Origin of the sequence: Blautia wexlerae (assembly GCF_013300825.1) — a bacterium.
Classification (GTDB): Bacteria; Bacillota; Clostridia; order Lachnospirales; family Lachnospiraceae; genus Blautia_A; species Blautia_A wexlerae_B.
Genome location: NZ_JAAIMY010000071.1, coordinates 1 through 1,816 on the forward strand (window position 1 = coordinate 1; position 1,816 = coordinate 1,816).

Here is a 1,816-nt window from a genome sequence, read left to right on the forward strand (position 1 = left end):
CCGGTATCTCTACGATTTTCTGATGTGTCCGGGCATAATCCCGTTGTTGTGTTAAGCATCGTATTTTCTTGAGTTTCCGCAAACTGCAATAAAAAAATAGCTATGTCTACCCAAAGTGCCAATCTGCCGATTTTTTGAGAAATTCAGAGTGGCAGTACTGAGCGTAGAGGCACTTTAATAAGCCCCGCCGGAACCGGACTTTGGGAGACATATTCTTTTATCTATTTAAGCGGTCAGCTTAAGACAGAGTTGACGGTACGCCGGACGCTTTGTCCGGTACCAGAGCCGGATGCCCTCTTTGGCATATGACAGTATGCCGGAGATGCCCTTTGCCAGCCGATAATAGCAGAAACTGACTTTATCCTTGATTGGATCTGCTTCCTGCATGATTGAAACTTTCAGGGCGTTTGTCTCAGGACTTGATTCTTCCTGAGCTAAAAATGCCATGGCTAAAGTAATATAAAAGTTAAGAGCGTTAATGGCTTCCAGTTTCCTTACCCGGAAGTTTTCAAACTGAAAAGTCTGCTTTTTACAGCGAAAATATTCCTCGATCCGCCATCTGGAAAAGTAAGTCCGGGCAATGCGGATCAAATCCTCTTTTGAGCGGATCTCTTTGTTCGTGGCAAGCATCATGGGATGTTCCGTGATCCCGTAGACCAGAACCAGATAAATATTTTTCCGGGAGGCAGTGATCTGAACTTTTACGTGGGAAAGATATGCGGTATGCTCTTTTCCCTTATAGAAAACATCCGCTTTGACTTTTCCTTTCCTCCGGTTCCGCAGTTCGGTTGCCTTTGTCCATTTGTTGTGATAAAGAAGTTTCCGGTTGGATTTCAGGCGGATCACGTAATCCTGCTTCAGGTGGTCGAAGATGAGAAATATCTTATTGTCATCATAACCACGGTCCATGACAAAAGTAGCCTTTCCGAAAAGAGCAGATGCCTGTCTGATCGCATCAAACGTGATGGTGTTTACAGATTTATAGTCCTTCTCAGCAGAAGAATGGATCATGGAAAAAACACTGACAGGATGCTTGCTGGCAGTCAGGGCACAGGCCTCAGTTACATGATAGCCCTTTTTATAAATACTTTTCGTCTGTGTACTTTCCGAACCATCGCGAACGATACCAAGAGCTTCAAACTGTTTTCCATCCGGTTTTACGATATCACTTTCATCAATGAGGATTACGGGATTGGATGGTACGAGTCTTTTTACGGTGTGGAGATAAGAAGCAGCCGCAGAAGCCGGCGTTCCTTCCGAAAGATGATTGGAAAGCCGTTTTATAGTATTCGCCTTATGTACCGTTTCATGAAGCTGGTCGGAAATATCAGTGAGCAGGCAGCTTCTGGATGCCAGAATGCCATAAACCATATCTGCTGTGAACTTCCGATCTGGTTTCGAAAGTCTGCGGGAGATTTTATTAGTAAAAGCCCAAATTTTTCTTTTCAAACGGTAAGTAATTGATGTAGAATTAGCCATAAGGAATCCCCTTTCTTTTTTGTTTAGTAAGGTTTTTGTTTGACAGCTTAATTTTACATCAAAAAGGAACAGGATTCCTTATATTTTGGCCATTTTTTGAAAGTTGTGGATAACAAAACTCAGCAGATTTATCTTAGGGGGATAATTCTGCGGAAACTCAAGTCGTATTTTATCTTGACATTCCCCTATCGTGACGTTTGCGCTTCGCAGCTTCTCTTTCTCGATCTGCAATGCTCTGTCTGCCAGCTTCAAGTCGTTCTTTAATGCTTGAATATTCCCGGCTCTGTTCTCTTTGTTTAATTTCTCGTTCAAGGTCAGAGATTCGCTGAGCTGCGTC

The 1,816-nt window shown here is 43.1% G+C and carries 1 protein-coding gene; it reads right to left on the reverse strand.

The genetic code is table 11. From position 1 onward, the window contains the following. Positions 1-225 precede the first annotated feature (225 nt). Complete coding sequence (locus G4417_RS16390) at positions 226-1,479, reverse strand: transposase (protein ID WP_173684227.1); 1,254 nt, start codon at positions 1,477-1,479, stop codon at positions 226-228. Positions 1,480-1,816: the final 337 nt, after the last annotated feature.

What these genes read in the sequence shown, in the direction of transcription:
- G4417_RS16390 (WP_173684227.1), bottom strand. Translation starts at nt 1,479, where the DNA reads ATGGCTAATTCTACATCAATTACTTACCGTTTGAAAAGAAAAATTTGG.